The 21,940-nt window shown below is 65.2% G+C and carries 19 protein-coding genes; 3 read left to right on the forward strand and 16 right to left on the reverse strand.

Annotated elements, in window-relative coordinates:
- The 5 genes from ACFQU1_RS10410 to ACFQU1_RS10430 are packed head-to-tail and all read right to left on the reverse strand — an operon-like array spanning window position 1 to window position 6,092.
- A complete protein-coding gene (locus tag ACFQU1_RS10410) occupies window positions 1-2,355 on the reverse strand; it encodes a xanthine dehydrogenase family protein molybdopterin-binding subunit (protein WP_378132129.1) in 2,355 nt (784 codons plus the stop codon).
- A gap of 43 nt (window positions 2,356-2,398) precedes the next feature.
- Window positions 2,399-3,484 carry an ABC transporter substrate-binding protein gene (locus tag ACFQU1_RS10415; protein ID WP_378132131.1) on the reverse strand — a complete coding sequence of 362 codons (1,086 nt, stop codon included), beginning with the start codon at window positions 3,482-3,484 and terminating at the stop codon, window positions 2,399-2,401.
- Window positions 3,481-4,497: an acetamidase/formamidase family protein gene (locus ACFQU1_RS10420; protein WP_378132133.1), complete on the reverse strand. Its 1,017-nt coding sequence runs from the start codon at window positions 4,495-4,497 to the stop codon at window positions 3,481-3,483. The genes ACFQU1_RS10415 and ACFQU1_RS10420 overlap by 4 nt, the downstream gene beginning before the upstream one ends.
- Window position 4,498: 1 nt before the next feature.
- Window positions 4,499-5,293, reverse strand: coding sequence for an ABC transporter permease (locus tag ACFQU1_RS10425; protein WP_378132136.1), 795 nt, complete (start codon window positions 5,291-5,293; stop codon window positions 4,499-4,501).
- Complete coding sequence (locus ACFQU1_RS10430; RefSeq protein ID WP_378132138.1) at window positions 5,283-6,092, reverse strand: ABC transporter ATP-binding protein; 810 nt, start codon at window positions 6,090-6,092, stop codon at window positions 5,283-5,285. Before ACFQU1_RS10430 ends, ACFQU1_RS10425 begins: the two co-directional genes overlap by 11 nt.
- Before the next feature lie 442 nt (window positions 6,093-6,534).
- On the opposite strand from ACFQU1_RS10430, the gene ACFQU1_RS10435 reads away from it, so the two are divergent.
- Window positions 6,535-7,584, forward strand: a complete 1,050-nt coding sequence (locus ACFQU1_RS10435) for a Gfo/Idh/MocA family protein (protein ID WP_378132140.1) — start codon at window positions 6,535-6,537, stop codon at window positions 7,582-7,584.
- Window positions 7,585-7,609: 25 nt separating this feature from the next.
- On the opposite strand, the gene ACFQU1_RS10440 is transcribed toward ACFQU1_RS10435, so the two are convergent.
- The 4 genes from ACFQU1_RS10440 to ACFQU1_RS10455 form a co-directional block, all read right to left on the reverse strand.
- The gene (locus ACFQU1_RS10440) at window positions 7,610-8,425 is read right to left on the reverse strand and encodes an ABC transporter permease (protein WP_378132142.1); all 816 of its coding nucleotides are present in this window, start codon (window positions 8,423-8,425) and stop codon (window positions 7,610-7,612) included.
- A complete protein-coding gene (locus tag ACFQU1_RS10445; RefSeq protein ID WP_378132145.1) occupies window positions 8,422-9,273 on the reverse strand; it encodes an ABC transporter permease in 852 nt (283 codons plus the stop codon). The genes ACFQU1_RS10440 and ACFQU1_RS10445 overlap by 4 nt, the downstream gene beginning before the upstream one ends.
- Before the next feature lie 95 nt (window positions 9,274-9,368).
- Window positions 9,369-10,499: an extracellular solute-binding protein gene (locus ACFQU1_RS10450; protein WP_378132147.1), complete on the reverse strand. Its 1,131-nt coding sequence runs from the start codon at window positions 10,497-10,499 to the stop codon at window positions 9,369-9,371.
- An 11-nt stretch (window positions 10,500-10,510) separates the two neighbouring features.
- On the reverse strand, window positions 10,511-11,605 hold the full coding sequence (locus ACFQU1_RS10455) for an ABC transporter ATP-binding protein (RefSeq protein ID WP_378132149.1): 1,095 nt from the start codon (window positions 11,603-11,605) through the stop codon (window positions 10,511-10,513).
- A 393-nt stretch (window positions 11,606-11,998) separates the two neighbouring features.
- Here ACFQU1_RS10455 and ACFQU1_RS10460 point away from each other — a divergent pair, with 393 nt between their 5' ends.
- Entirely contained in the window at window positions 11,999-12,319 is a 321-nt protein-coding gene (locus ACFQU1_RS10460) for a hypothetical protein (protein ID WP_378132151.1), read from the forward strand.
- 20 nt (window positions 12,320-12,339) lie between these two features.
- Here the strand turns inward: ACFQU1_RS10460 and ACFQU1_RS10465 are convergent, their stop codons facing one another.
- Together ACFQU1_RS10465 and ACFQU1_RS10470 are read right to left on the reverse strand one after the other, a co-directional pair.
- Complete coding sequence (locus ACFQU1_RS10465) at window positions 12,340-13,650, reverse strand: polysaccharide biosynthesis/export family protein (protein WP_378132153.1); 1,311 nt, start codon at window positions 13,648-13,650, stop codon at window positions 12,340-12,342.
- Between the two features lie 47 nt (window positions 13,651-13,697).
- Complete coding sequence (locus tag ACFQU1_RS10470; RefSeq protein ID WP_378132155.1) at window positions 13,698-15,272, reverse strand: lipopolysaccharide biosynthesis protein; 1,575 nt, start codon at window positions 15,270-15,272, stop codon at window positions 13,698-13,700.
- 157 nt (window positions 15,273-15,429) lie between these two features.
- On the opposite strand from ACFQU1_RS10470, the gene ACFQU1_RS10475 reads away from it, so the two are divergent.
- The gene (locus tag ACFQU1_RS10475; RefSeq protein WP_378132157.1) at window positions 15,430-16,230 is read left to right on the forward strand and encodes a glycoside hydrolase family 16 protein; all 801 of its coding nucleotides are present in this window, start codon (window positions 15,430-15,432) and stop codon (window positions 16,228-16,230) included.
- 74 nt (window positions 16,231-16,304) lie between these two features.
- Here the strand turns inward: ACFQU1_RS10475 and ACFQU1_RS10480 are convergent, their stop codons facing one another.
- Genes ACFQU1_RS10480 through ACFQU1_RS10500 form a run of 5 tightly spaced genes read right to left on the reverse strand, consistent with a single transcriptional unit; the run spans window position 16,305 to window position 21,823 of the window.
- A complete protein-coding gene (locus tag ACFQU1_RS10480) occupies window positions 16,305-17,366 on the reverse strand; it encodes a glycosyltransferase (RefSeq protein ID WP_378132159.1) in 1,062 nt (353 codons plus the stop codon).
- Window positions 17,363-18,262 (reverse strand): hypothetical protein, encoded by a 900-nt coding sequence (locus ACFQU1_RS10485; protein ID WP_378132161.1) that lies wholly within the window; start codon window positions 18,260-18,262, stop codon window positions 17,363-17,365. Before ACFQU1_RS10485 ends, ACFQU1_RS10480 begins: the two co-directional genes overlap by 4 nt.
- A gap of 41 nt (window positions 18,263-18,303) precedes the next feature.
- On the reverse strand, window positions 18,304-19,536 hold the full coding sequence (locus tag ACFQU1_RS10490; RefSeq protein WP_378132163.1) for an acyltransferase family protein: 1,233 nt from the start codon (window positions 19,534-19,536) through the stop codon (window positions 18,304-18,306).
- A complete protein-coding gene (locus ACFQU1_RS10495) occupies window positions 19,533-20,858 on the reverse strand; it encodes a glycosyltransferase family 4 protein (protein WP_378132165.1) in 1,326 nt (441 codons plus the stop codon). Before ACFQU1_RS10495 ends, ACFQU1_RS10490 begins: the two co-directional genes overlap by 4 nt.
- Window positions 20,858-21,823, reverse strand: a complete 966-nt coding sequence (locus tag ACFQU1_RS10500) for a glycosyltransferase family 2 protein (protein ID WP_378132167.1) — start codon at window positions 21,821-21,823, stop codon at window positions 20,858-20,860. The genes ACFQU1_RS10495 and ACFQU1_RS10500 overlap by 1 nt, the downstream gene beginning before the upstream one ends.
- Window positions 21,824-21,940 lie beyond the last annotated feature (117 nt).

Consider the following 21,940-nt stretch of genomic DNA (forward strand, 5'->3'; position numbering starts at 1 on the left):
TCAGGCCACCTGATCCGCGGGCGCGTGAGTGCGCTCGATGGCATCGAGGATGCGCTCGGGCGTGAGCGGCAGGTCGTAGACCGCGACCCCGAGCGGGCGCAGCGCATCGTTGACCGCCGAGACGATGGCCGCGGGCGGGCCCACCGCACCGCCCTCGCCGATGCCCTTCACACCGAATTCAGTGTGAGGCGAGGGGGTCTCCATGTGGAGGATGCGGATGTCCGGCACCTCGGTCGAACCCGGTAGGACATAGTCGAGCAGGGTGGAGGCGAGCGGCTGGCCCTGGGCGTCGAAGGGCATCGCCTCGTAGAGGCAGGTGCCGATGCCCTGCGCCGTGCCGCCGGCAATCTGGCCGTCGACGATCATCGGATTGACGAGCACGCCGCCATCCTCGACCACCACATAGTCGAGAAGCTCGACCAGGCCGGTCTCCGGATCGACCGCCGTGACCACGGCATGCGCGGCATAGCTGAAAGTGCCGCTGTCGCGGCCGGGACGATAGCCGCTGGTGACTTCGAGCCCGCCCGGGTTGACGTCCGGCGGCAACTGCTGCGGTTGCAGATACCAGGCGTGCGCCACTTCCTTCAGGGACACGCTCGCGCTGCCGCCGACCACGGCGCCGCCCTCGACGCCCACATCCTGCGGATCGGCTTGCAAGAGCCAGGCGCCGATGCGCTTGGCGCGTTCGGCGAGGGCGCGCGAGGCCTCAGCCACGGCACCACCGCCCATGACAATAGAGCGTGACGCGTAAGTGCCGGTCGAGAAGGGGCTGTAGAGCGTGTCGCCTTGCAGAATCTTGATCTTGTCGAAATCGACGCCGAGAATCTCATGGGCGATCTGGGCGAAGGTCGTCTCGTGCCCCTGCCCGTGGGAATGGGTGCCGACGCGAATTTCCACATCCCCGTCCGCCGTCAGACGCGCGCTCGCCTGCTCGTAGCCCGGCACGACCGGTCGTCCCCAGCCCGCCAACACCGAAGTACCGAGCGCGCCTTGCTCGCAAAAGATCGAGATGCCGACGCCGATGAGCCGCCCGTCTGGTTCGCCCCGGCGCTGCCTCTCACGGATCTTGTCGACGCCGATCGCTTCCGCGGCCTGACGCATGCATTCGGGATAATCGCCTCTGTCGAAAAACTTGCCGACGACATTGACGAAGGGCATCTGCTCGGCGCGCACGAGATTGCGCAGCCGCACCTCATGCGGCTCGAGGCCGGTCTCGCGGGCGATGCCGTCCATGATCATTTCGATCGCGAGGCAGACGCCGGTGCGGGCCACGCCGCGATAGGGCAGGATCGGGCATTTGTTGGTGGCGACGGCGGTTGCGCGGCAGCGATAGACCTGGAAGTCGTAGGGGCCCGGCAGGAGGCTGGCGATCTGCGAGGCCTCCAGCGCCGACGACGTCGGATAGACCGAATAGGCGCCGGCATCGACGCTCGCCGTGCAGTCAAGCGCAAGCAGCCTGCCGTCACGATCCGCATAGCCGGTGATGCGATAATGGTGCTCGCGGCAATCGGCATTGGCCGTCAGATGTTCGCGGCAATCTTCAAGCCACCGGACGGTCTGGCCGATCCGCCCCGCGAGCCAGGCGACGGCAACCTCCTCGCGCAGCAGCAGCCCCTTGTAGCCGAAGCCGCCGCCGACATCGGGCGAGATCACGCGGATGGCGCTGTCGGCGACGCCGAGGCAGTGGGCGAGCCCGGTCTGCACGATATGCGGCATCTGCGTCGAGGTGACGAGGGTGAGAAAACCGAGGCGGTCGTCCCGATAGGCGAAGCAGCCGCGGCCCTCCATCGGGAACATGCAGTGCCGGGCCGTGCGGATCTCGCGTGTGATGACGACAGGTGCCGTGCGCGCCACCGCCTCGATATCGGCATCGACCGCGATCTCGATGAAGACATTGTCGCCCCAGGCCTCGTGAACAAGCGGCGCGCCGGGCTCTTGCGCCGCCAGCATGTCGGTCACCGGCGGCAGTTCCTCGTAGTCCACGACCACCGCGGCGGCGATGTCCTCCGCCTCGGCGCGGGTCGGCGCGACGCATATGGCCACGAGCTCGCCGACATAGCGCACCTTTTCGGAGGCGAGGATCGGCTCCGAGGAATGTTTGAAGCCGGGCAAGGCGGTGGCCGCCCGGATCGGCTTCACGTCCGCGAGGTGAGCGGCCGTGAACACCTTCTCGGTGAGGGCGTCCGGGACGTGGATCGCCCTGATGCGCCCATGCGCCACCGTGCTGCGCACAAAGGCCACCTCCAGTGCCCCGGGCACCGGAATATCGGCGACGAACTGGCCACGCCCCCTGAGCAGCCGGTCGTCCTCCTTGCGGGTGACCGACGCGCCGACGCCGGCGGTGCTGCGCGCCATCATGGCCCCGCGAGATCGCTCATGAACGCCGCTATCCTGTTGCTCAAGCCTTGTGCGGCAGGTATTTAGCTGACCGCGCTTCGACTTCCGCCCACTCCTGGTCGGTCAGCTTGGCGGCGCCGATGAACTTGTTCGTATAGAGCTTGTCCGTGGGCGGCACGTTCGCCACGCCCATATAGGTCTTCACCGTGTTGACGGTCTCGGCCATGAGGCTCGGATCCATATAGCCGAGACCATTCTTCTTGACGGATTCGACGAGGCCCAGTGCCGTGCTCACGGCTTGGCCGTATTCGATCACCTTCTGGTTGGTGATGCTGCCGCCCTGGAATTCCTTGACGCTCTCGATATGCATCTCGACGGACTTCTCGGGGTTCAGATAGACATATCTCAGGCCGTCCATGAGACCGTCGACGAAAGCTTGGCAGAGCTCCGGCTTCTTATCGATGGTCGACTGCTTGCAGGCCACGACGTTGCTGAAGCTTTTGACGCCGTAGCTTTCATAGAGAATGCTGTTGATCTCGAGCCCCTGCGCCCAGAGACTCGGGGCGATGCTGCCGAAGAAATTGCCTTCCGCCTTCACCTGCTTCTCGATGAGCGCCTTGATCAAGGCGGCTGCATCCATCGTCACCTTGTTGACTTTGCTGTCATCGATGCCGGTCGCTTTGACGAAAGCCGGCCACAGCTGGAAGTCGCCGCTGCCGACGTCGAAGGCGATTGTTTGGCCTTCGAGCTGCTTGGGCTCGGTGAGGCCGGTCTCCTTCAGCGAGAAGATGCCGATCGGCGAACGTGGCCAGACGCCGGCGATAGCGGTGAGATCGAGGCCGCGCCCGGCACAGTTGAGCATGACGCTGAAGTCGATGATTCCGAAGTCGTACTGGCCCTGGTCGACCGGCACGCAGACCTTGCCGGAGCCAAAGCCGCGGTCGATGGTCACGTCGAGCCCGCGCTTTTCGAAGAAGCCCATCTTCTTGGCCACGAAGGCGTAGCTGAAGGTGCCGAGCGGCAGCCAGGGCAGCGTCATCTTCACCGGCGTAGCGGCGCGGACGATGGCCGGCATGGCGAGGCCGAGGGCGCTGCCGGCGCCAAGCGTGCCGGCCGCTTTGAGGATAGTGCGTCGGTCCAGGGTCATTGCTTGGGTTCTCCTATCGGTCCGGTCGTGACGAGAAAGGCGGGCTGGGAGGGCAGGCCGGCCAGCGGAGACCGGGGCAACATCACGTGAATGCCTCGGTTGCCGTTCACGAACTGCGTGACGCGCAGATCGGCGGCGACGCTGCAGAGCCGGTAGGCTTCGTGAAACGACAGGCGGTAGTCGTCGGTGAGCAGCCGGATCATGGCGCGCATGGCGAGCCTTGCGGCATCGTCCAGGTCTTCGTGAACGGCCATGGTCATCAGATGCGTCGGCGTCACGGCAATCGGCCAGTCGATCTCGACGTCGCGCCGCACGGACAGGCGGAAGCGCCCGTCGAGGCTAGTCTCAATGGCCGTCTGGTTGACCTCGCCATCGCCCTGTGCGGCATGCCCATCCCCCACGCTAAACAGCGCGCCTTCATTGGCGACGGGCAGGAACAGGCGAACGCCGGGAACAAGTTCCTTGTTGTCGATATTGCCGCCGTAGCGGCTGGGCGGCCGGCTGTCGAGGCGCCCCCAGCTCGGCGGTGGCGCGACACCCATCTGTCCGAAGAAGGGACGTGTCGGGATGGCGACGCCGGGAGCCACCACGGCAGTGCCGGTCTCCAGATCGATGGGGATGATGTGGGTGCGCTGGACGGGTTCCTCGCCCGCGAACATGCCCTTGAGCGGGCTGACGATATTGTAGCCGTAGGGCTGGGTGAGGCGGAGCTCGCGAATGTCCACCTCCAGGACATCGCCGGGCCTTGCCCCACGCACGGCGATCGGCCCGGTCAGGATATGCGGGCCCGTGCCGCATTCAGCGTTTCTCAGGAGGGTTTCGATCCCGGCCGGCAGCCACTCCCGCGGGACCTCGTGCGACGGATCGGCCGAGACCGTATTGATCCAGATCTCCTGCCCGTCGTCGATTTCGATCACCGGCGCGAGCGTCGCATCGTGAAACCCGACGTGAACCGTGTCCGCTCTCGCTTCGAGACGAGGGATGGTTGAATTTGCCGACGATTGGCTCGTCATATCAGCCCCTCCCTTCCGCGACGCTCATATCCGGAGACGACTGCCAATAGACGGCGCGGCGCTCCACCTCGACGATGATCCAGTAGAGCAGCAAGCCGCTGATGCTGAGCGCGACGATCGCCGCCATCATCAGCGGCGTGTCGAGCAGACCGCCCGCCAGCTTGATGAGGTAGCCGATGCCTTCCTGGGAGGCGACGAACTCCGAAACGATGACGCCGATGATTGCGAGCGTCACGGAGATTTTCATGCCGCCGAAGATGTAAGGCAAAGCATTGGGCATCCGGATCTTCCAGAAGATCTGCCAGCGCGACCCCATAAAGGTCCGGGCCATCTTGTAGATATCCTCATCGACGGACTGGAACCCCATGGTCGAATTGATCGTCATGGGAAAGAAGGCGATGAGAAAGGCGAGCAACAAGCTCGACATCGTGCCGGTGCCGAACCAGACGATGAAGAGCGGCGCTATCGAGATCTTCGGGATCACCTGAGAGACGACGAGGACGGGATAGAATCCCTTCCGCAGGATCTTGGAATAGGTGATCAGGATAGCGACCAAGATGCCGCCGACGACCGACAAGGCAAAGCCCAGCACCGTTAGGTAAAGCGACGGCCAGAGATGCGTCAGGATCAGGTCGTGACGGTCGATCATCACCACCGCGATCTCGGACGGCGGCGGCAGGATGATGCTGCGGATGCCGAGGAGGCGGACGGCGGCTTCCCAGCCGACGAGGATTGCGACCATGACCAGCGTGGGCCAATAGGCGGTGCTCGCCGCCGCGCGAAGCTTACTGTTCATGGCTCGCCTCGATCGACTTGCGCAGGCGACGGGTATAGCGGTTGAAGCCTTCTTCCTCGGTCATGGCGACGTTGCGCGGCCGTGGCAGATCGATCTCGACCTCGTCGATAATGGTGGCCGGCCGCCGGCCCATGACGAGCACGCGATCGGAGAGGAAAGCGGCTTCCCGGATGCTGTGGGTGACGAAGACGACGGTCTTGCGGTTCGCCTGCCAGATGCGCTGCAACTCGACGGCCATGTCGTCGCGCGTGATGGCGTCGAGCGCGCTGAACGGCTCATCCATCAACAGGGTGCCGGGATCGTGGACAAGCGCCCGGCAGATCGCCGCGCGCTGCCGCATTCCGCCGGAGAGCTGACGCGGCAAGGCTTGGGCGAACTCGTCGAGCTTCGTCATCTTCAGGAGTTCGAGGGCGCGAGGCCGATATTGCGCGAGCGGCAGCCGCAACAGCTCGATAGGAAACAGGACGTTGTCGATGATGTTGCGCCACGGCAGCAGCACCGGGCTCTGGAAGACGACCCCGACATCCCGACGCGGTGCCACGACCGGCTTGCCGGCGAGGACGATCTCGCCTGAGGTCGGCTGCGTCAGCCCGGCGATCATCATGAGAAGCGTGCTTTTTCCGCAGCCGCTCGGCCCGAGCAGACTGACGAATTCACCCTGCGCGATGTCGACGGTGATGTTCCGGATCGCCTCCAGCTTGTCGAAGACTTTTCTGACGCCCGCAATGCGCAGGGCAGAGCGGTCCTGCGACAAGCCCTCCCGTCCGGTGTCTGCCGCGAGGCCCCGGAGATTCATCATGTCAGTACCCCTCAACCGAAACGTCGGGGCCGAGGCTGCGTTGTGAGCCGAAGGGCGCCGAGCAACGGTGATCTTTTATTTATATACTATCTTTCTATCTTTAATAACTTAGTACCCGAGCTGATGCAAGCTGCCCGGCTATGCATCGCGAATAAAAATTAGGCAGAGTTCCAGGACGAGCAGTTTTGCCGATATGGGGCGCCTGATCTGTCGGCTGACTGCTATGTCCGGTGAGACGAATGCGACGGCGAACAGCGGTCTTATCGCGATGACGGCTGATGTCGGTTGCATCTGCAGCATTAATGAGCAGTGACGGATGCGTGGGGCTGCATGCTCCGCGTCTTTCTGTCATTCAATCATCATGATCGTGGTTGATCTCTGCTGCTTTGGCGCTACCTACTTTGGTAGTGGAGCATGGGGTGACGGTCTGGTCGAGGGGCGCATGAGAGATGCCGTACGCGTCGGCATCGTAGGAGCGGGGCGGACGTCCGCGTCGCATGCGAGAGCATTGCGGCGGCTGCCGCAGGTCTCGCTCGTCGGCGTCTTCGACGCGGACCGCGAACGGGCGGCGTCGCTGGCCGGCCGCTTTCAGGTCCCTCATCACTTCGATGATCCAGATGAATTCTATCGGGTGGCGAAGCCCGACATCGTCCACGTCCTCACGCCACCCGACACGCACGAGAACTTGGTGCTGGAGGCGCTGCGGCGAGGCTCTCACGTTCTCGTCGAAAAGCCGCCCTCGCTCACGTCGGCGGGTTGCGACACCATCGAGGAGACGGCCGTCACTGCTGGTCTCACGGTCGGTCTCAACGAGAACTTCGCCGCCGATCCCCGCGTGACGGCCGCCCGCCGGAAGATCGCGAGCGGCGCCCTCGGGCGGCTTGTCCATATCGATACCTTCTTCGGCTTCGACGGAAGCGCCCTTCGCGCCGATTTGTCCGACTGGCCCTGGGCCAAGTCCCTGCCGGGCGGCATTCTCGAAGATCTGCTCCCTCATCCGCTGACGGTGACGCGATCGCTGAGCGGGGAGGATCTTCGGGCGCAGCATTGGGAGGTTTTCCGCAGCGGGCGTCTCCCCTTCACCTTGCCAGACGAGTTGCGCTTGATGCTCTCGAACGGCGACGGCGTGACCGCTCAGGTGAAGCTGTCATTGTCAGCCCATCCGCCGGGCTTCGGCATCAAGGTCTACGGCACTGAGGGGACCTTTCAGATCGACCTGCGCAACATGCTCGTGAATCTCGACCGGGTGGGGCCGGGGGCCTCAGCCGTCGCCCGTGGCCTGCGCCTCAGCGGGTGGGCTTTCGAGATTTTGGGGCAGACCGCATCCAATGCGGTCGCGACGGGCCTTTTCCGGGCTCCACGGCCGGGCGATCCACTTTATCTGCTGCGAGCCCATTATGAGGCGCTGCGAACCGGCGGCGAATTGCCCGCGCCGATTGCGCGCGCCAAGCGCACGCTCCAGATCGCACGGCAGATCTGGCCCCATCCTTGATCGGATCGAACGGCGGGCGATGCGGTCAGCCGCCGACCCGTGACAGTACGTCGGCGCGCAGGAAGCGTTCGATGAACAGCATGAAGAGAACGGAAGGCACGAGCAGGATCAGCGCCGTGATGGAGGCGATCTGGTAATTGCCGCCCATGGCCGCCGAATAGAGCAGCAGCGGCAATGTGGTCACCTGCGGCACGCCGACGAAAAAGGTGCCGGTGAATTCATCGAGCGATTCGAGAAAGACGAAGATGCCGCTCGCGAGAATGCCGGGAGCGGCGAGCGGCAGCGTGACCGTAAGAAAGACGTGAAACGGCTTGGCGCCCAGATTGCGCGCGGCGAGTTCGAGTTCCTTGTCGACGGCGGCGAAGGCCGCGGCTGTTATCCATACGGAATAGACGAGCCCGTGCGCGGCATGGACCAGGACGACGCCGAGAACGGTGCCGTTGAGACCGAGATCATAGAAGATCCGCGCCACATTGATGTAGATCGCGACCGACGGAAAAGCCTGCGGCAGCAGGAAGAGCACCATGAGGACGCTGCGCGCCGGCAGCCTGAGGCGGCCGAGGGCATAGCCGGCCGGGATCGACAGCGCGAGCGCAACGACGACCGTGAGCACCGCGATCCAGACGCTCGTCCCGAGCGAGGCCATGGCGTCGCCGGTCGGCCGGAAGACCTGCGCCCAATAGCGCAGGCCATAGCTCACCGGCAGCTTGTAGGGCGTGTACCAGCGCTCGGCGACCGACCAGAGCGCGAGATTGGCGAGCGGGCCGATGAGCGCGAAGGCGAAGGCGGCGAGGAGTGCCGCCGCCACGACCGCGCGCAGGCCGGAGGCGAGCCGTGTCACGGCCGGCCCTCCTTCGCCACGCCCTGGCGCAAATAGAGGACCGCGGCCACCGCGCTGATGCCATACGAGATCACCCCGAGCGCATTGGCGGTGGCGTAGTCGCCATAGGCATTGATGCGGAAGGCCATGTCGACGGTCAGCATGGTGGGCTGCGAGCCGGCTACCATCATGGGCACCGACAGCACCGACATGATCGTCACGAAGGACAGGACCAGCGCGACGAGCAGCGTGGGCACGATCTGCGGCAGAGCGAGCTCGACGAGCACGCGTAGGCGCGACGCGCCGAGATTGCGGCCGGCCTCCAGCGTTGCGCGATCGATGGAGGCGAGGGCGCCCGCGATGAGCAGGGTCACAAAAGGCACCTGCTTCCACACGAAGGTGATGATGATGCCGCGCCAGTCGAGCAGGCTCACCGTCTGAAGCGGGTCGACGAGGCCGAGCGCCACGAAGGAATTGTTCATGAGGCCGTTCTTGGCGAGGAAGGTGCGCATGCATTGCGCCGCCACGATGAACGGGATGAAGAGCGGCCAGCGGTAGAGCGCCTTCAGCGTGCTGACGATCCACGGGGTTTCGCCGAGCGTGAGCACACCCGCGATGGCGATGGCGATCACCGCCGTGAGCGCCGTCGAGGCGACCACGATGAGAATGGTGAAGATGATGTCGCCGGAATAGAGCTCATAGGCCTTGGCGAACCAGGCGAGCGTCGGCCGCCCAGCCTCGTCGGAGAAGGCGGAGATGAGCGAGAAGGTGAGAGGATAGACAAAGAGCCCGGCGATGAGCGCCAGGCTCGGCGCAATCAGCACCAGGGCGAGCGGGCTTTGTGACGATGTCGATATGTTGGATCGCATAACACGGCGCCTGCAAGTCTATCCACCGAGACTTTCAGCCGGGCGTCCTCTCCCCGCACGCGGGGAGAGGGGACGAGCGCCACAGCTCGTCTTCTTCAATTCGCGACCTTCTTCTCGTAGCTCTCGAGAATGTCGTTGAAATAAGGGGCGACGGGGAAGGGCTTGCCATTGGCCGAGAGGTCATCGGGCGTGATGTCGCTGAAGAGCTTGTTCCAGGCTGCCTGGTCGAGCTTGCCTTCAAGGTTCTTGGCATCGATGCCGGGATACCAGTTGAACTTCTTGACAATGCCTTCCGCCTGGACCTCGGGGCTGGTCGCGAGCGCGATGAATTCTTCCGCGAGCTTCTGGTTGGCCGATTTGGCCGGGATGGCGTAGTACATCGGCTGGCCGGGCATGCCGGGTGCTGCGAGCTTCAGCTTCATATTGGGCGGCAGCTTGCCGTCGGCCTGCCAGGAATAGAACATGTCGACCCAGACCGGGCCCATGGCGATCTCGCCGCGGTTCAGCATGTCGAGCGTGCCGGCGTTGCCGGGCGTCATCACGACGTTTTTGTTGAACGCCTTGAGGTCGGCGAGCGCCTTGTCCCACGAAGCCTTCACGGCAGGGTCGTAGGGGCCGTTGATGAGCTTGCCGGCATCGCCGCCGAAGGCATAGATCCAGCCCGTGACGAAGGCGACGCCGGACATGCCGCCCTTTATCCCGTTATAGCCGAACTGCTTCGGGTTCTTCTGCGCCCATTCCTTCAGCTCGGCGAAGGTGTTCGGCGGGTTCTTGAGGAGATCGGCATTATAGGCGAGCGCCGTCTGCGATTGGAACATCGGGATGACGAAGCCGGAAACGTCAGCGCCGAGCGAATTCTTGGCGGTTTCGCTGGTCACGAGCTTCGCCGTCGGCACCTGGTCGGTGTATTTGGCGAGAAGACCTTCCTTCACCATGGTGCCGGCGGCCTTCTGGTGAATCACCAACACGTCGAAATCGGTTGCTGCCGCCGACTTCTGCGCATCGAGCTTCTCATAGATCTTCTGCGAGCCGGCATCGCCCGGACCGGTGCCGACGGAGACGATTTTCACGCCCGGATGCGACTTCTCGAAGATCGGGCCGAGATAATCCTTGACGTAGTCGACCATATTCTGGTCGCCGGCGGTGACCACGTTCAGCGTCTGCGCCATCGCCGGAGAGGCGGCGGCAAGCGCGATGAGGGACGAAACGATCGGTATGAGGCGCATGGGAATTTCCCTCAGTTCATTGAGCCGGTATCGGCTGCTGGGAAGACGTGAAGACGGCGGGGGGCGAGGCGCAGGCCCACCTGCACCCCCACGGGATGAAGCTCTGTATCGTCGACGGAGACCTCGCCGCCGGCGACCGTGACGCGGTACCGATAATGGCCGCCGGGATAGGCGCGGGCGGCGACGGTGCCAGGCGCGATGAGATCGCCGCCGGGCGGCGCATCGACCGCATCGAGGCGCGCGGCGTCGTCGCGGAAATAGGCGACGGCGGGCCCGGTCGGCAGAGGCCCGTCATAGGCAGCGTTCGCGGTCAGGCTGGGCACGCGCAGCACGGCCCCGCTTGCATGCCGCTCTATATGGACCGGAAGACTGTTCTCGGCCCCCATGAAGCTCGCGACGAAGGGGCTCGCCGGCTGGTCGTAGACCTCCTCCGGCGTGCCGACCTGCACCACGCGTCCGGCGCGCATGATGACGAGCCGGTCGGCCATGGTCATGGCCTCCTCCCGGTCGTGGGTCACGTGGATCGCGGTGAGGCCGAGCTTCTGCTGGATGGCCCGGATCTCGTGCCGCATCGTGAGGCGGATCTTGGCGTCGAGATTGGACAGGGGCTCGTCGAGAAGGAGGATGCTCGGCTCGATGGCGAGCGCCCGGCCGAGCGCCACGCGCTGGCGCTGGCCGCCGGACAAGGCCGTGACCTTGCGTTCCTCGTAGCCCGAGAGGCCGAGGAAGGCGAGCATCGCGGCGACCTTCTCGGCGATCTCATGTCGCGACTTGCGCCTGAGCTTGAGCCCGTAGCCGATATTTTGCGCCACGGTCATATGCGGCCACAGCGCGTAGGACTGGAAGACCATGGCCATGTCGCGCTTTTCCGGCGGCAGGGCGGCAAGGTCCCGCCCGTCCACCAGGATGCGTCCGCGACCGACGGGCACGAAGCCGCTGAGCGCCCGCAGGAGGGTGGTCTTACCGCAGCCCGACGAGCCTAAGAGCGCCGTGAAGCTGCCCGGCTCGAAATCCAGGTCGATCTCTTGCAATATCGGCGTTGCCCCATACGCGACAGCGAGGTCGCGAACGGCGATCGCGGCGCCGGTGCGCAGATTCCCGTGCACGCGTCAGCTCCTTCATCCCCGGTCTTGCTCATGCCGGGTTCGTCTGACAGCCGTATGACAAAACATTGCACAGGTGTGCAGTATGCGTGAAGCGAGGGCAAACCACGCGTAATGGTGGCCGTCCCGGCGGGTGTTTGCGCTGGTGATGAGCGGCTGTTCAAACGCGGTTGACGACCTGTGGTATTGTAGCCCCCGCGTCCTCCGCCCGATGGGCGGGGGGTGTTCGGTATGATCAAGGGGGTGTGCCGGAGCTCGTTAACGGCCTATCGCCGCTGCTGACGGGGCTAAATTGCCGAGGTTATGGTTAATTGCGACCTTTCAGGCGAGGCGTTAATCCCCTATTTTGGATAGAAGGCATCCGCATATGCAGGGGGCCGAGGAGGGAAGGGTGATATGATCACCTGGGTTGGGCTTGCCACCATCGGCTTCATATGCAGCCTATTCGTCCGGCTTCCGCTGTTTGGGCTTATTTCGCTTGCCGTCGTGCTCGTCGTCGGCTTCGCCGCCGGGCGTGATGGCGCCGCGGGCCTTGGTCTTACCCTGACGATCATTCTGGCCGTCGTCGCCTTGCAGGTGGGCTATTTCGTCGGGCTGTTGGGCAAGGTCCTGTTGGATCTGCGCACGAGGCGCCGTCATGCGGTGACGGAAAATGGCGGCGGGGACAGCCAGACCCCGCTGTTTTCGCCCCATGCGCGCAGCGAGCCGAACGAGTAGTCGGCCGACTTACGATCGGCTTACCGGTCGGCTTGGCCCAGCACCTGCGTGAAACCTGCGGTCCTGTCGGGCATGACCGATTTGACGCGGATCACGTCCCCGGGCTCGACCGTGGCATTGGCATCCACCTCGGTTTCGACGATCCGGTCGCCGTTCTTGCGCGAGATGAAGAAGCTGCGGGTCGGCTCCGCCGATCGCTCCGTCGCGAGCTGGGTCGCCGAGGTCTCGGTCTCGGCGATCAGCGCATCGGCGGTCTTGAGCTTCACGGTGATCTGATCGATTTGCGCCCGCGTTCCCTGCAGCTCCGTCTCGGTGTTCGATTTGAAGGCCTTCTGCAGGTCGAGGGCGTCGCGCTCCGCTTTCGAGATTTCCTGCCGGGCGCGCACGGATGCGGTCTGTAGATCGAGCATCTGGCCCCTGAGATCCGACAGTTCCTTCTCCAGGGAGAGCTGGCGCGCGTTGACCGAGAGGCCCTTCTGAAGGAGCGAACCGATATTGTTCAGATCACGCTGCGTGAGATCGACCTGCTCGTTCTGGTTGGCCAGTCGCCGGTCGAGTTCCTCCACCTCCTTCGTATAGAGGTCCTTCAGGGCGGCGAGCGAGGTGAGTTGCGACTGCAAGGCATCGCTTCTGGCCCTCATCACCGCCGTTTCGCCCGCGATCAGGCGCTCGGCGTCCTTGTCGTTGCGAAGTTCGGGAGGGATTTCGATGGTTGTGGCACCGGCGAGTTCCGCCTCGAGCCGCGCCCGGCGCGCAAAGGCGCGCCGGAGATCGAGCCGCGCGCTCGTCAGGTCGCCGCTCGCGCTGATCTGGTCACGGCCGAGGCGCAGGAGCCCTGTGTCCGGCAGGCGGTAGAACCCGCCCGACAGGCTGACGGCCTGCAGCACCGTCAGCCCCGGCCGGTAGGCATATTCGCCGGGCGTCTGGACGTCGCCCAGGACATAGACCGGCCTGAAGGTGATGACCTCCACCGAGACGGCCGGGCGGTTTTCAAGTCCGGCTCTCTTCTGCAGCGTATCCGAGACGGTCTCGCCGAATTCCGCGGTTGTCTTGCCGGCGGCCGGGACGTCCCCGAGCACGGGGATGGAGACGGCCCCTTCCGGATTGACGGCGTAATCGGCGTTGAGCGCGGTCCACTCGAAGGTCTCGCCCTTGCCGGCCCGATATTCCACCACCTTGATGCGCAGGCGGTCCTGGGGACCGAGCCGATAAGCGTCGGCGAGCGCCGCGAACGGAAAAAGCGCGATGCACAGCGACAGCGAAAGCCATGGCGACAGCCGGCGGAGATGTCGCCACCGGACGAGCCGCGGAGGAGACTCGGTGCCGATCATGTTCGTTCTTCCGTCGATGATGCCATGCGGCATAGGCAACTCCATTGTCAGGCTCCGGTTTCCTGTGGCAGCCGCGGGCCGGCCGCGTCGGGCGGCGGCGGCGCCAGGAACTTGAGCAGGGCGCGGGCAATTTTCGACATCGGCTTCGGCAGCGCCGAGGCGACCTTGTCGAGCAGGGTGAAGTCTGAAGGCGGAAGCGCCCGAAGAAGCCGCAACGCCAGGATATAGGCGACCGCTCCGGCCGGGATAGCTGCCAACAGCGACAATGGGCCGGGAATGGTGGCGATGCAGAGTGCGGCGGCTGCCCAGCAGGCGAAGCCCGCCAAGGCGAGGAGGCCGAGCGACCCGAAGGGCAGTGGATAACGGAGCCGCCGGACGACGAACCAGCATCCGATCCCAACCAGCAGGCATTGAATGGCGGCGCGTGAGGCTGCGGCCCCGATCAGTCCGAAGACCGGAATGAACAGGAAGCCTGAGAGGATGGAGAGAACCGCGCCGGTGGTCGCCGTATAGAAGACGAAGTCGCTGCGCTCATTGGCGTGGATGAGGTTCGTCGCCACGACGCTGGTAACGCTGACCGCTGCCGCCATGACCAGGATGATGGCAGCAAGTGTGGCGCCGCCAAAGGCCGGGCCATAGATCAGCGGCAGCAGTACCGGCATGACGGCCGCCATGCCGAAACAGGCGGGGAAGGCGAGCGCTGCCAGAAGCCGCGTGCCGGCGGCAAAGGCCGTCTTCGTGGCGTCCATGTCGCGCTGGCCGAGCTTGGCTGAGAACAGCGGCAGGAAGCCGGTCGTCAGCAGCTGCGGCCCCTGCACGGCGATGCTCGTCAGCGCCAGGGCGACGGTGAACTGGCCGACCGCCTCATAGCCCGACGAGCGCTCGAGAAAGAAGACTTCGATGCGCGACCAGACGAAGGTATTGGCGACATTTCCGGCCCAGGCGAAGAGCGCATAACGGAAGACGCGCTTGCGCAGGTCACTGTCGGGCGTTCCCGACGAGCGCATGAGCCGGCAGGCCATGATCGCAGGAAGCAGTTGGCCTGCCGCAAAGCCAGCGACTGCGCCGGCAACGCCGAACCACAGGCTGCCCATCGCAACGCAAGCAAGCTGGATCACGAGCGAGACGCCGGCCACCTTCGCCACCTGGTCGAAGGCCTGGGCGCCGCGCAGATAGGCATAGGCGTAGGCGCCGAGCGCCTGCGCCGCGACGAAGAGCGGCAACACATAGCGCAGCACGTCCGGCCCGGCCTTGCCAACGACCGGCTGGGCCGTGTGCCAGTGGCTCGCGAGACCCGGGAGCCCGCTGATCATCCACACGGCGATGACCCCGAGGGCGACCGAGACGCCGAGCAGGCGTCCGAGATGGCCGGATAGCCAGCTGGCGCGGTCGTTTTCGCCGCGTGCACGCAGATCCGGCACCGTCCTCATGATGGCCGGCGACATGCCGAGGTCGAGCACCGGCGCGAGCATCAGCACGAGCCAGACGACATAAGCCACGGCTCCGGTACCTTCCAGGCCGAGCATTCGGGCGACGATCACTCCGCTCAGAAAACTCGAGAGCGTAATCGATACGGCTGCCAGGGCGCCGAGGAAGGACTTCCGTGCAAATTGAACGGACACGCGGCTCTCCTTGTCAATCGCCGCCGGCGATATCTATATGCTCGCGCAGGATATTGAGGCTATTATTTGGCATATTATTATTTCTACTTGACGATAAAGAATGGATGTTCCAGTATCTTACGGTGGGGTGGTGATGGTTCAATGAATTGAGGTCGGAATGATTGTCTCCCGACGCAGCCTCCTCGGCGCCGTCCTGGTGCCTGCCTTGCCCCGTCTCGCCTGGGCTCAAGATGAGGCGACGATCGATCTCAGCCGATATGAGCTCGTCTTCGACGAGCCCTTCGACACCCTCGACGTGTCCGCCTGGGGCCCGGGCACCCGTTGGATCGCGCATACCCCTTGGAACGGCGACTTCGGCGATGCCCGCTTCGCCGATCCCGTCGAAGGCTTTCCTTTCACGACGGAAAACGGCGTGCTCAGGATCGAGGCGCGCAAGGGGACGGATGGCAAGTGGCGATCCGGCCTCCTGGCATCCGTCGATCGCAACGGCAATGGCTTCTCCCAGCGCTACGGCTATTTCGAGACGCGCGCGAAACTGCCGCCTGGGCTGGGGCTGTGGTCCGCCTTCTGGCTCATTGGCCGCACCAATCCCGGCTACACGGCCGAGGTCGACATCGTCGAGCACTACGGGCAGTTTCCGGAGCGCTTTACCAGCTCGGTCCATGTCTGGAACCGGGTGGACAAAACCAAGAGCCGCAGCGTTTACAGCCGGATCCCAGTGCCGAGCGGCTCGCTTTACGACGACTTCCACACCTATGGCGCGAGCGTCGATCCACAATGGATTCGGATCTTCCTCGACCGTAAGGAGGTCTGGCGGACGCCGACTCCGCCCGAATTCGACGTGCCGCTGTATCCGATCGTCAATCTGAACCTCGGTGCCGGCTGGCCGATCGATCAGGCGCCGAGCCCGTCCTTCATGTATGTCGATTACGTCCGCGCCTGGAAGCCGAAGGCTTAAGGGGAGCGCGCCTGCCGCTGCGCCGCGCCGGTTCGACGCTCGGCGCGCGGTGTCTCGTGAGGACTGTAGGGCCGTCATGCGGCTTTCCTCACGATCGCCAGCAAGCTCTCGAGCTGGTTGTCGAGGTTGAGCTCCGGGCGGCTCGAATGGACGAGCGCCGCCTCCGAGAGCCGGGCATAATGGCCCGCATCGCCCCACAAGCGGCGGAGCTCACCGGCCCAGATCTCAGCCGGCGCGTCATGGGGGAGAACGATGCCGCCCGGGCCGACGGCCTCAGGCAAGCCGCCCCTGTCGCTCGCCATCACCGGCAGCCCGCTGAACTGCGCCTCCGACACGACCCGCCCCCAGGTCTCGGCATCCCACTGGCTCGGCACGAGCAGCACGCGCGTGGCGCCGTAGATCGGCAGCATGTCGCGGCTGCGCTCCACGAGCTCGACATTCGGCAGGGCGCGGATGCGCGCCTTGAGGCGCATGAGCTCCTGGGTCTTCAGCGGCCAGCCCTTGACGAAGCGGAAGGGGATATCCGGGGTCAGTGCCGCGATGGCGAGAGCAAGGTCCACACCCTTCTCCGGCACCGGATTGATGAAGGTGACATAGCGTCGCTCGCCCGAGATGCGGTAGCGCTCCGGCCGGAAGATCGGCGGAATGACATGGGGCAGGATGCCGAAGCGGGCCTCAAAGCGTCGCGCCGTGTAGGTCGAGACGGCGATATAGGCTGAGAACGGCAGCTCCGACGGGTCGTCGTTCCAGCGGCGTTTGCCGATGTCGAATTCGAGCCCGTGCAGATAGGCGATTGAGGGTACGCCGCGGCGGCGAAAGGCCTTGCCGATTTCGATCATATTGCCGTTCTGGACGACGGCGACCTTCGGCATGGGCATGCCGGCGAGATCCGACCAGGGCCTGCGGGAGCGATAGACCTCGTAGCCGAGCCCGCTGTCGACCGAGACCTCCTTGCGCTGCACCGTATTGGCGAGCCAGCGTGTCGCGCCGAACCAGTCGCGTGGCGAGAGCTTGGACAAGACCTTGGTCTCGAAGCCGCGGCGGTTCAACTCGAGCGCCGTCTCGTGCGTGTTGATCTCGACCCCGCCGATCACCTGCGGCAGATGCGGCGTGCCCGCCGCCAAAAGGAGGCTCATGCGTTGTCCCCGCTGTTGCGGCCGCGACGCTGCCGGCTCCCCGATGGCGCCGCTCCCGACGCAGTCTCTTTCGCGGTGAGGAATAGCCACTGCTGACGCCCCTGCCTCCGTTCGTTCATCAGCTCGACCGTGGTGTCCGGCAGGAGCAGCGGCAGCCGCGGCAGCACGCCCTTTGGAAAATCGGACAACCGGCGTGGTCTGGCCCAAATGCGCTCGATGTCGTGCGTGGTCCGGAATCGGGAGATCAGGATGTCGGTCACGCCCGGCACGAGCGCATCATGCGTTTCGACGAGAATGTCAGTCTGGCGCAGGCCGTTGATCTTGTCGGGGGCGAGCAGGTCGATTTCCCCGCCCTCGATATCCGCGACGAGGATCGCCGGGGCTGCCGCCCGCCTGAGCTCGCGATCGAGATCGCAGGCGCTGCAGAACCCTTGCAGCCGCACGCGTTCGGCGACGCCGTTGGCCTTGGCCGCGCGCCGAAGTTGCGAATGGTGTTCCGGCAGAGCCTCGAAGGCGACCACGGATGCACCCGGCAGCTTCATGGCGAGGCCGATGGCGTAGTAGCCGTCAGCGGCGCCGACGTTCAGGATGGTCCGATAGCCCCGGGCGATGATCTGCTCGATCGCCGGCCGCAGCTCGAGCTCCTGCGTTCCAAGGAGATAGCCGAGCAGTTGCCGCCGTGAGGTCTGCGTGAGTTCCATCCGCATGCCGGCGAAGGGGCCGCTGAGAACCCGCCCGTCGGCGGCGCGTCGCACGCTGGCAGTCGCCAGATGCCATCGCGGCATGGCGATGAAGGCCAACGGCCTGCGAATGCGTTCGGGCAGCCGCCGAAAGTAGCGATAGAGCCGAAGGGCGGTAGGAGTGGACTCGATCGTAGTCCAGGTGGCGTGACGCATCGTGCCGGTTCCTCCTCCCGGAGTGAATGTTTGTTTGTGGCTCATCGTCCGTCGGTCCATACCGCCGCCTCGTCGAAGTCGCGGTCCGGCCGCAGGACCGTGCGTGCCCGGCCGGCATCGCCGCTGGGATGCGGGTTCCCCGAAAACGGCAGCGGGCTTGCGCTTGCTCCCGATCCGGTTCGAGACCGCGCCGGGATCAGCCGGACGCGCAGCCAGCGCTCGATCGGCGTCTCGATGAGATGATGGATGACGATCCCGGACGCGACAGAGGTGAAGAAGGCGGCGATGAGGAAGACTGATGCTGGCAGCGGCGGGTCGAGCGCCCACCAGACCTTCTCGGTCGCGATGACCACGAAGCTATGGAACAGGTAGATGCTGTAGGACGCATCGCCGAGCTTGATCAGCGGCGCGGTGAACCAGTTCACTTTCACCGGCCGGCCGAACACGCAAAGCGCGACGAGGGCGACGCAGACGGTCCAGAATATGAGCCGCCAGGCGAGCGGCACCTGATACGCGGTGGCGCTCAGGTCTGCGAGCTCTTGCGCAAAGATCCACACGGTCCAGGCAATCAGGGCGGCGCAGATCGGAAGCGGATAGGCGGTTATGAAGCGCGCAGCCGTGCTCCGCGCCTTCCACGCCACGGCGATAAGGGCGCCCGCCAGGAAGAGAAGGATCGTCGGATTGGTCCAAAAGGTAAGTGTCGTGATCGGGTCGCTCGTGTCGGTGAGCGGTTTTAGCAAGGTGCCCCCCAACACGAGGGCGAGCATGGTTGATACGAGGACGCCGATGCCGATCCGCCTCTCCCAGAGGAGGGCCACGGCGAATATCACGTAGAAGAACATCTCGTAATTGAGCGTCCAGCCCACTGCCAGCACCGGCCGTATCGCCGCCGTCGGGCCGGGATCCACGGACTGCGGGATGAAGAGCAGCGAATAAAGGACTTTCGTCGGGTCGATCGGCGCGCCTTTTATGGCGCGCAAGGTGAGCTCGGTCGCCGTTGCGATCCAGTAGAGCGGCACGATCCGGGCGAGCCGCCGGGCCATGAAGTTCGATGGCGCACCTCCTTTCCCGAAGGAATCATAGGAGGTGTGCACCATGATGAAGCCGCTGATGACGAAGAAGATATGAACCCCGAAGGCGCCCATATGCATGGCGGTGAGCTGGGTCGTCCACGCATAGGTGCCCCACTCCGCCTGGCGCAGGATCGCGTGGTCGACGACGACGAGACTGGCCGCTGCCCCCCGCATGATCTGAACAGAGTGGAGCCTGTTCATCGGGCGATGCCCCGCTGCAGCAGGTTGCCGTAGATCGTGAGAAGCGCGTCGGTCCAGCCGGATGGGGTCGGAGCGAGACGTCTGGCGTCCGTATGGGCTTTGCGGCTCATCGCAGCGACCAGTTCGTCGTCCTCTGCGAGACGCTGCAGGGCGGCAGCAAAGCCCGCCTCGTCATGCGGGTCGCAGGACAATCCGAAGCCACCGTCCACCACCTCGTCGGCGATCATCGCGTAGTCGGACACGAGAACCGGCAGGCCGCTCGTCAGGGCTTCCAGCGCCACCAGGCCGAAGGGCTCGCGATAGCGGCTCGGCATGACGAGCGCCCGCGCATCGGCCACCAGCTCGGCGATCTCCGCACTCGTCTTCCACCCGACCTGCTCGGCCTCGGGAAAATCTGCCGCGAGCTGGCCGGCAAGCGGCCCGTGCCCGATGATGCGCAAGGGCACGTTCGCGCGGCGCGCGGCACGGGCGAGAAGCTCGATGCCCTTGTCCGCCTCGAGCCGCCCGACGAACACGAAGCGGCTGTTGCGCTCCGCCTCGATCCGGCTCTCGCGCCATGGCAGGACCGGATTGCGCAGGCTCTGCAGCAGCTCCCGGGCGATGCCGCCGCGATGAAGATGTTCGATCATGCCGTCGTGAACGGCGAGCACCGCCCCGACCTTGCTTTCGCCGCCCAGGTCGCAGAGGGCGCGCAGAAGGCCCTGCCGGGCGAAGCGCCAGAGCTTGTGGGCGTGGTTGCGCCGGTCGCAGCGGGTGGCGAGGCAGGCGCCGCTCATCGGTGTGAGCGCACAGGGTTGGCTGTGCCGGAAATCGAAATAGCCGCCGTTCGGGCAGACCAGGAAGAAGTCGTGCGCATTGACGACGAGGCGCGGCGCGACCGGCGCCAAGGCGCGCAGGACCGCCGGCGACAGGATCTTCGACCATCCATGCAGATGATAGACAGTGTCCGGCGTGTCGTTCGCCGCGATCCACCGCCGGATCAACTGCTCAGCCTCGCGGTTATAAAGCCCCGTGACGAAGCCGCTGAGCTGGGAGTCGCGGATGTGCCGGCCGCCGAGGCCGACGAAGGCGACGCCCGGCAGGGCCGCAGCCCCGGTCGTATCGTCGCCGCTCAGGAAGGTCACCGGGACGGAACGCTCGGCCAAGTGCTGCGCGGAAGCGAGCGCAATGGTCGTGGCGCCGCCGCGGGCCACCGAGACGTCGTTGATGACGACCACGCGCGCCGGCCTCGGAAGGGCGTCTGTGGAGGCGATGACGCCCTGCGCGCCGAGGGTCGGAAGAGGAAGATCGAGAGGCGGTAGTTCAAGGCGTGCGTGCAGCATTACAGCAGCCTCCGCTCGAAATTGAGGATGCGGGCCGGCGTCAGCCGCCCGGTGAGGAGATCGGCGAAGGCGCGGGCATTGCCCACCGCCCTGCCGGTCCGGTCGATGTAGGGCTCCGGCCGCACCATCCCGATGAGATTGGCGAGGCAGTTCCGGCTCATGAGATGCAGGGCCTTGCGCCAGGAGCAGCTTCCCTTGCGCACGAGATAGAAGGGATTGGCGATCTGCGAATAGCCGAGGCGGATGCCCGACTGCCGGCCCGACTTGGTGCCGAGATGGACGCCGCTGGCCGCTTCCGTCTTTACGATGCGGCCATAGCGTGCGAGACGCCGGCTGAAGTCGATATCCTCGAGCCACGCATAGAGCGGCAACGCCTCGTCGAACATGAGCGCGTGCTCGCGCACCGGCGCGAGCCGCACGGCCATGTTGCAGCCATAGCCGTTGTAGACGTCCTTGATATCGCGCCAGTCGCTTCGCGCGTCGTGATCCTTGTCGAGCAGCGCGACGGCCGTCGCCATGTCGAGCCCCGGCCCGCCGATGCCGTCGGCGACCATGCGGCCGGTCGTCATGGCGACATCCGGATTGGAGGAGAACACCTTCTCGACCACCTCGATGTAACGGGCAGAGGGGATGAAGTCGTCGTCGAAGAAGACGACCACGTCGAAGCCGTCCAGATGGCGCAGGATTTGGTTGCGTTGGTGCGTGAGGCCGCGCGGTCCCTGTATCAAGCGGACATCCGGGGCGGCATCGGCGAGCCCGGCGACATCGGCCTCCGATGGCGAGCAGACCACGATGGCATCGGGCTTCCTGGTCTGCCCGTCCAGCGCGCGTATGGTATGGGCGACCACGCTCGGCCGCCCTGCCGTCGCAATGCCGACCGCCACGACGAGCGGGCGAACGCGCCCCTTGCGATCGAGGCCCGTCTCGGCTCCTTGCATTTCAAGCGCTTCTTCAGTCAACGACATCTTTTGCCCCGCATGCCCAGCTTCGAGATCATCTGTTCGGCGACAGCGCTGCGCTGCGATCGAGCGCAATGCCGGTCTCCACACTGGCCTCCATTGGACGGCGGTTTCCTCCACGCG

The sequence above is a fragment of the Chelatococcus sp. GCM10030263 genome, assembly GCF_042666455.1.
Classification (GTDB): Bacteria; Pseudomonadota; Alphaproteobacteria; order Rhizobiales; family Beijerinckiaceae; genus Chelatococcus.